This is a genomic window from Allobosea sp. P1_A7, from assembly GCF_056406775.1.
Genome location: NZ_JBFTZN010000357.1, coordinates 1 through 7,592, shown reverse-complemented (window position 1 = coordinate 7,592; position 7,592 = coordinate 1). Strand labels below are relative to the sequence as shown.

8 protein-coding genes and 1 pseudogene are annotated in these 7,592 nt (G+C 65.4%); 3 read left to right on the top strand and 6 right to left on the bottom strand.

Annotation, left to right across the window (positions count from 1 at the left end; genetic code table 11):
- Positions 1–12: 12 nt before the first annotated feature.
- The 6 genes from AC1D34_RS33965 to AC1D34_RS33940 form a co-directional block, all read right to left on the bottom strand.
- On the bottom strand, positions 13–924 hold the full coding sequence (locus AC1D34_RS33965) for an MBL fold metallo-hydrolase (protein WP_441506964.1): 912 nt from the start codon (positions 922–924) through the stop codon (positions 13–15).
- 83 nt (positions 925–1,007) lie between these two features.
- Complete coding sequence (locus AC1D34_RS33960) at positions 1,008–1,982, bottom strand: ornithine cyclodeaminase family protein (protein WP_441506965.1); 975 nt, start codon at positions 1,980–1,982, stop codon at positions 1,008–1,010.
- 127 nt (positions 1,983–2,109) lie between these two features.
- Positions 2,110–2,502: an OsmC family protein gene (locus AC1D34_RS33955; RefSeq protein WP_441488162.1), complete on the bottom strand. Its 393-nt coding sequence runs from the start codon at positions 2,500–2,502 to the stop codon at positions 2,110–2,112.
- 100 nt (positions 2,503–2,602) lie between these two features.
- The gene (locus AC1D34_RS33950; RefSeq protein WP_441506966.1) at positions 2,603–3,058 is read right to left on the bottom strand and encodes an RbsD/FucU family protein; all 456 of its coding nucleotides are present in this window, start codon (positions 3,056–3,058) and stop codon (positions 2,603–2,605) included.
- 1 nt (position 3,059) lies between these two features.
- Positions 3,060–3,899, bottom strand: a complete 840-nt coding sequence (locus tag AC1D34_RS33945; RefSeq protein WP_441506967.1) for an amidohydrolase family protein — start codon at positions 3,897–3,899, stop codon at positions 3,060–3,062.
- Between the two features lie 4 nt (positions 3,900–3,903).
- A complete protein-coding gene (locus tag AC1D34_RS33940) occupies positions 3,904–4,734 on the bottom strand; it encodes an aldo/keto reductase (RefSeq protein WP_476826611.1) in 831 nt (276 codons plus the stop codon).
- Between the two features lie 190 nt (positions 4,735–4,924).
- Here AC1D34_RS33940 and AC1D34_RS33935 point away from each other — a divergent pair, with 190 nt between their 5' ends.
- From AC1D34_RS33935 to AC1D34_RS33925, 3 genes and pseudogenes are all read left to right on the top strand, one after another.
- On the top strand, positions 4,925–6,277 hold the full coding sequence (locus AC1D34_RS33935) for an ABC transporter substrate-binding protein (RefSeq protein WP_441506969.1): 1,353 nt from the start codon (positions 4,925–4,927) through the stop codon (positions 6,275–6,277).
- A gap of 148 nt (positions 6,278–6,425) precedes the next feature.
- The gene (locus AC1D34_RS33930; protein ID WP_441488347.1) at positions 6,426–7,340 is read left to right on the top strand and encodes a carbohydrate ABC transporter permease; all 915 of its coding nucleotides are present in this window, start codon (positions 6,426–6,428) and stop codon (positions 7,338–7,340) included.
- Positions 7,337–7,592, top strand: a pseudogene (locus AC1D34_RS33925) (carbohydrate ABC transporter permease); the annotation flags it as partial. The gene AC1D34_RS33930 and the pseudogene AC1D34_RS33925, both read left to right, overlap by 4 nt.

The window sequence follows — 7,592 nt, the reverse complement described above, 5'->3', positions numbered from 1 at the left end:
TTCTTCCGCCGATCAGGCCGCGGACGGGATGAAGCGGAAGGCCTGCCCGGTGCGCTCGACCGTACCGATCCCGCCCTTTGGCAGATGATAGCCAATCACCCGCAGCTTCTCGTCGGCGGCCCGGCCAAGCACGGTCTTGCGGGTCTGGACCGCCTGATCCGGGTCATGATCGGACGCTGGGCGCCATTCCGGATGTGCGAAGGATGCGACCGGATGCGTCGCCGCGTCGCCCAGCACGAGCAGCCTGTCGCTGCCGTCCTTGATCTCGAAGGAGACATGTCCCGGCGTATGGCCGGGCGTCGCGACAGCCGCGATTCCCGGCAGCACTTCCTCGCCTGCGGCGAAGGTCTTCAGCCCGTCCTGGAGACCCTTAAGGACACGCTGTGCGCCGGCTGCAAAGGCGTGCCGGTCTTCGGAGAGACGCTCATAGACCTTGGCATCAGTCCAGAACGCCACCTCGTCGCGGGCCGCCAGCCAGGTCGCATTCGGGAATGCCGGGCTGTCGAACTCGTCGAGCGCCCCCCAGAGATGGTCCGGGTGCAAATGGGTGAAGGCGACATAGCTCACACTGTCGGGCGCGATACCGGCGGCCTCGAGGCTTGCCGCGAGCTTGCCGCTGCCGGCAAGAAAGTGCGCGCCGGCGCCGCAATCGAACAGGATCGTCTCACTGCCGCGCTTCAGGCAGGTGACGTTCAGCACGGTCTCGGCTGGCCCCTTGCTGCCGGTCATCGCCTCGAGCTGGGGCAGCGGCGTATCGCGCGCGATCATCGAGAGCGGCAGCTGGAAGCCCCCATCGCTCAGCACCAGGATCTCGGCCTTGCCGAGCCCGGCCCGCGCCACGACCTGGGCTCGTGCCGCACCGCCGCAGAACGAGGCCGCCGCCGTCAGACTGGCTCCGAGAGTAAAGGCGCGCCGGTCAAGCATTGAAGATCTCACATATTCCTATGGATGAATATGTGACGCTAGCAGAGCTCCGTTGCCTTGTCTTCCTGTTTGCAGACGCAGTCTCAGCGCGGGAGGCGCAGGCCGGCTCCCCTGGCCACGGCCGCGCGATAGACGGTAGCCGCCACGGCGAGATCGGCGAGCGCGAAGCCGCGGAAAATGAACATGGCGCGCTGCTCCGCGTCGAGGCGTCCGGGCCGGACCCCGCCGGCAAGTTCCGTCAGGTCGGCATCGAAGCTGCCGAGCGGGCCGACATCCCGAGCGATCGGTGGGCTCTCCGCCTGTTGCTGGTGATCGTCGGTGGCCAAGAGGTCGAGCTTGCGCAAGCCATCCGGCAGCCAGCTGCGGGCGACGTCGACGGCAGCAACGAAGGCGCCCGGCTTCAACCAGGCAGGATCGAGGAAGGGCGCGAAACCGGGCTGCATGGGCACGGAGGTGATGATCACGTCGCTGCTGTGAACGACGTCGCCGGCGTCATCATGGGCCTTCGCCGCAAGGCCCTGCTCGCGGGCGTGCTCTATGAAGACGTCGGTGATCCGACGGCTTCGGCCGAAAGCGCGAAGCTCGGTCAGGCCGGGCAGCAGGGACTTGAACGCGGCAAGATGCGAGCGAGCCTGCAGGCCGCAGCCGATGAAGCCGATGGTGCGGCTTTCCGGCCGTGCCAGGAACGCGCCCGCTGCCGCGGACATGGCCGCCGTGCGGATCGCCGTGACGAGGTTGCCATCGAGGATGGCCAACAACGTGCCGGATGCATAGTCGTTGAGTGCAATCATGGCGTGGATGCCGGGCGTGCCCGCTCCATTCGCGGCGGGCGCCATGCCGAGCCATTTCGTCGCTGCCATGCCGATCTCGGGCGAGGCCGCGCAAAGCGACTGGAAGGCGTGGCCGGGGCCGATCTCGAGCGCAAGCTTGGGCTTGCTCAGCGTCTGGCCGTCGTGATGAGCCTTGAAGATCGTCCTCACCGCCGCGCGGGCGAGCGCCGGATCGAGTTCGAGCCCGGCGATGTCGGCTTCGGCGAGATAGAGGAGAGTGTCAGGCATGGGCAGGCTCGCAGCAGGGGGGCTCGGTTGAACTGGATCGTGCCAAGGGCGCACGGGCGTGACCGATCGCTCAGCGTGGTTCTTCTAGCGGCGTGGGTGCCGGAACGGAAACGGACTCACGAGGGTGTCAACCGTCCGACAGTCTTGTCGCAATATCGGCGCCGGCCTTCAGCGTCAGGGTCACGGGTGTACGCTCGGCGACATCGGCGAGGCGCATCCGCTGATCCTCAGACAGATCGCCCGTCAGCGTGATGACACGTTCGATCTTTGAACGGTTCTCGACCTTGACGTGGTGCAGATCGATATCGACAGCCTGAAGGCTCCACTGCTTGCGCTCGGCATACATCCGCAAGGTGATGGCCGTGCAGGCGCCGAGGCTGGCGAGCAGCAGGTCATAGGGCGCTGGCCCGGCATCGGCTCCGCCCAAGGCGGCCGGTTCGTCGGCAACCAGCGTACGGCCGCCCATTCTGATCGTCGTCGCAAAATTCGTCGTGCCGATATGGGCGTTCGCGCGGGCCATGAAGCCATCCTCCAGGCACGCCAGCGCAGTCTGTCGAAGCCGCGCCGACGGCGTCACGATCCTGAGCGGTGCAGGCGCGCTTGCCAACCCTCGTGCGGGCTCAGCCTGGAAGCCCCGCGATGACGCCCTTGCGCAGCAGGAAGCAGCCATAGGGCCGCGGGTCGCCGACCTGGACGACAGCGAAGCTCGTCTTCGCCGCGGCATAGAAGGCGAAACGCTCGATGCCGAGGCATGGCACGGGCTCTCCCATGGCGCGGTCGATTTCGGCCTGAACCTCGGCCTGGACCGGCGGGATCTCGTCAGGCTTGCCGACAACCTCCATGCGACGCAGCGAGCCGGGCTCGAAATCGTCGATTGGCAGGACGGAGAGGATGGCGCGGGTCGCGCGGGCCATCGAAAGGCCGGGCAGTCGGATCAGCCTTCCGCTGGCGGTCGCGCTGGCAACGGTATCGGCCGGATGATTGGCATCGACAATGGCCAGATCGTCGCCATGGCCCATCGCGGCCAGAACCCAGAGCAGATCGGCGCTCAAGACGGGGTCGATGCCCTTCAGCATATCAGTTGCGTCCTCGGTGGGAGAGATAGAGCCTCTGGGCATTGCCGCCCATGATCGCGGCGCGATCGGCTTCGGGCAGGGGCGCCAGCAATTCCGCGACGGTTTCGAACCAGCGGGAATAGTCGGCTCGCAAGGTGACGACGGGCCAGTCGCTGCCCCAGATCAGGCGATCGGGACCGAAGACGGCGAGCAGATGCGAAACGGCCGGGCGCAGGGTCTCGGTCGTCCAGCCGGCCGAGGCTTCGGTGACGAGGCCGGAGATCTTGCAGAAGGTCTGGGGCCGCGCGGCGACTGCGGCGATATCCTCGCGCCAATTCGCGATCTCCCCACTGATGAGATCCGGCTTGGCGGCATGGTCGACAACGACGGCGAGCGTCGGATGTCGATCGAGAACGGCCAATAGTGGCGCAATGTGCTGCGGTCGCAGCAGCGCGTCGAAGACGAGGTCATGGGCTGCCACCGCTGCGAAGGCGGGCGCAAGGGAAGGGCGGGCCAGCCAGTTCTCATCGGGAATGTCGTGGACCATGGGCCTGAGCCCGACCAGCAGCGGATTGCCGCTCAGGCGGGCAATCCGCTCGGACGCATCGAGCGCATCGAAATCACACCAGCCGACGACGCCGGCGACGCTTTGGTCGTGCTCTGCGATGCCGAGCAGGAATGCCGTCTCTGCCTCGGTCGGCGCGGCCTGGACCAGGATGGTGCGCGCGATGCCGTGCCGTGCCAGCAGCGGCGCCAGGTCCGGTGGACCGAAGTCGCGATGAATCGGGCCCAGTGCCGGGGTCAGCCAGCCATAGTCGCCGCGTGAGAGCCGCCAGTAATGCTGATGGGCGTCGATCCGCATCGGGCTATTCCGGCACAGGAACGTCAGCGCCGAGCAGGCCTTCGGCCTTGAGCGCGCTCCAGAGCTCGGAYGGAACCGGCGCGGCGATTTCGGCAAGCTGGTCGGCGACCTCCGCGGGTGAGACCGCCCCCATGACGACGCTGGAAACGGCGGGATGGCCCAGCGGGAACTGCAGGGCCGCACGGCGCAGTGGCACCTCATGGCGCCGGCAGATTGTCTCGATGGCGGCAACCCGCGCGAGGATCTCGGGCGGAGCCGGCTTGTAATTGTACTTGGCGCCAGCGACGGGGCCGGTGGCCAGGATGCCGGAATTGAAGACGCCGCCGAGCATCAGGCCGATGCCCTTTTTCTGCGCGAGCGACATGAAGGATACGAGCGCCGGCTGTTCCAGCAGCGAATAGCGGCCGGCCAGCAGCATCGTGTCGAAGTCGCCGGCATGGGCAAAGCGCTCGCACATCTCTGCTTCATTGACCCCGACTCCGATCGCCTTGACCGTACCGGCCGCCCGCAATTTGTCGAGCGCGCGGTAGGCGCCGGCCATTGCCTCGAAGAACCGGTTCTCGATGCCGTCCGCGCCATGGGTCCAGATGTCGACGTCATGGATCAGGACGATATCGATATGGTCCGTGCCCAGCCTGAGGGCGGATTGTTCGAGCGAGCGCATGGTCCCGTCATAGGAATAGTCGAAACGCATGCCATGCGGCAGGCCGCCCAGATAGCCCGAGCCGTTGCCGCGCCCCATGAAGGGCTGTGCGACGCGGCCGACCTTGCTGGAGAGCAGCACATTCTCGCGGTCGACCCGGCGCAATGCCGCACCGATGCGATGCTCGGACAATCGGATGCGGGTCCAGGAATGTGCTGCAGCGACTATGTGCACGCCAACATGTCAGCTTGCAACCGACCTCGAACGCGATTAGCGTCAGCGCCGGATCCGAAGGGCAAAGTCTCGAYGGGACCGGCGCACAGCCGGATAAACAGGCAGGCTCGTGAACGGGCCGCAATCCGCGTCCACAGGGAGGACAATCATGACAGACAGCATTCTGAAGCCGAGCCGGCGCGCGCTTCTGCGCGGGGCTGCAGCGTTGGGCGCGGCGGGCGCCGTCGGTTCGCCGATGGTTCTGCGCGAAGCTCATGCGCAGGCCGCCTTCAACTGGAAGCGCTTTGCCGGCACGACGATCGATGTGCTGTTGGTGAAGAACCCGCGTTCCGACCTGATGCAGGCGGCCGAGAAGGAGTTCACCGAGCTCACCGGAATCAAGGTCTCGGCCGAACAGGTGCCGGAGCAGCAGCAGCGCCAGAAGGCGGTAATCGAGTTTGCCTCGGGCAAGCCGAGCTTCGACGTCAGCGGCATCTCGCTGCATGTACAGAAGCGCATGGCCGCCAAGGGCAAGTGGTTCGAGGATCTGACGCCCTTCATCAAGGACGCCTCGCTGACCTCGCCGGACTTCAACTTCGATGATTTTGGCGCGGGACCGGTCGCCTATGCGCGCCAGGCCGACGGATCGCTCGATACGATCCCGTTCTTCGTCGATTACTGGATGATCTACTACAACAAGGAGCTCTTCGACGCGAAGGGCGTGGCCTATCCCAAGACGATGGACGAGATCGCCACGGTCGCGGCCAAGCTGCATGATCCGGCCAAGGGCATCGCAGGCTTCGTCTCGCGCGGCTTGAAGAACGCCAACGTCCCGGTCTGGGCCAGCCTGCTGCTGGGCCAGGGCATCGAGACCACCTCGCCCCAGGGCAAGCTGCTCACCGATACGCCCGAGGCGGCCTGGGCCGGCGAACTCTACAAGAAGCTGAACAAGGAGACCGGCCCGGCCGGTCAGGTCGGCTTCAACTGGAATGAATGCCAGACCACCTTCATGCAGGGTCGCGCCGCGATGTGGCTCGACGGCATCGGCTTTGCCACGCCGCTCGAGGACCCGACGAAGTCGCGTATCGTCGGCAAGGTCGGCTATGGCATCACGCCGCCCGGGCCGAAGGCGCATCATGCCGGGATGTTCGCCGATGGCATGGGCATTTCGCGCGGCTCGCAGAAGAAGCAGGCCGCGTGGCTCTATCTCCAGTTCATGACAAGCAAGGCGCAGCAGATCGCGATGCTCAAGGCCGGCGCCGGAGCGCCCGGGCGTGCCTCGGCCTATCTCGACACCGAGACCATCTCGCAGTCGAAATTCGGCAAGCAATATTTCGAGTGTCTGCTTGGCTCGGCCAAGGTCGCCCGCGCTGCGCTGCCGCAGATCGTTCCGGTGACCGAATTCCGCGATGTCTTCGGCGTGGCGCTGACCAATGCGCTCGGCGGTGCCGATGTCGCTGCGGAGTTGAAGAAGGCGACCGAAACCTTCGCGCCGGTCCTGGTCAAGAGCGAACAGGGCTGACGACCATCACCATCATGGCCCGGCATGCCCTGGCCATGATGGCCTTCCCCGTTCGGGGAGGGCGATGTTCACGACGCGAATGCCCGCCACAGGGCGGGCATGACAAACCGTTTTCAGCAAAGCGCAGAGCATGACCAACTCAACCGCCATGCCAGCGGATCTCGCGACGCCCAAGGTGCTGCCTGCGAGACATTCAGCGGATTTTACGCCGCGCTACTGGCTGTTCTCGTTGCCCGCCGTGCTGGTCATCCTCGGGGTGATCGTCTTCCCGTGGCTGTTCACGCTCTATATGTCGGGCCATGACTGGAAGATCGGCGGAGGCCCCGAATTCGTCGGCCTGCAGAACTTCTCGGAGCTGTTGCGCGATACGCGCTTCCTCGAATCGATGGGGCATACCGCCTATTTCACGGTCCTCGCCGTGGTGCTGCCGATCGTCTTCGGCACGGCGGCGGCCCTGGTCTTCCACCGCGAGTTCCCGTTCCGGGGGCTGCTGCGCACCATCTTCGTGATGCCGATGATGGCGACGCCCGTCGCTGTCGCACTGGTCTGGACGATGATGTTCCACCCGCAGCTTGGCGTGCTGAACTACCTGCTATCGCTCGTCGGGGTTGGACCCCAGCCCTGGGTCTACGACCCCCATACCGTGATCCCGACGCTGATCCTGGTCGAAGTCTGGCACTGGACGCCGCTCGTCATGCTGATCGTGCTCGGCGGTCTGGCCGGCTTGCCGAAGGAACCCTATGAATCCGCGCTGATCGACGGCGCCAATTCCTGGCACATGTTCCGCCACATCACGCTGCCGCTGGTCTGGCCCTTCATCATGGTGGCGATCGTGATCCGCACCATCGATGCGCTGAAGGCCTTCGACACGATCTTCGTGATCACCCAGGGCGGGCCGGGTACGGCGTCCGAAACGCTCAACATCTTCCTCTATCTGCAGGCCTTCCAGTTCTACAAGATCGGCTACGCCTCGGCCGTGGTGGTGATCTTCTTCGTCATCATCATCATGCTCTCGCTGCTGCTGCTCTACGCGCGCCAGAAGTCGAAGTGGAACGCGGAATGAAGCGGCTCGCCTCCAAGATCGGCTTTGCGCTTTCGGTCTTCGTACTGGTTTCGCCGGCCGTCCTCGTCTTCCTCTGGATGCTGTCGCTCTCGTTCAAGAACGAACTCGACAACACCGCTTTCCCGCCGGTCTTTATCCCGAACCCGCCGACGCTGGCGAACTATCTCGACGTCTTCGAGAAGAACAACTTCGCGCTCTATCTCTGGAATTCGATCCTGGTCACGGGCGGGGCTGTGCTGATCGGGCTCGGGG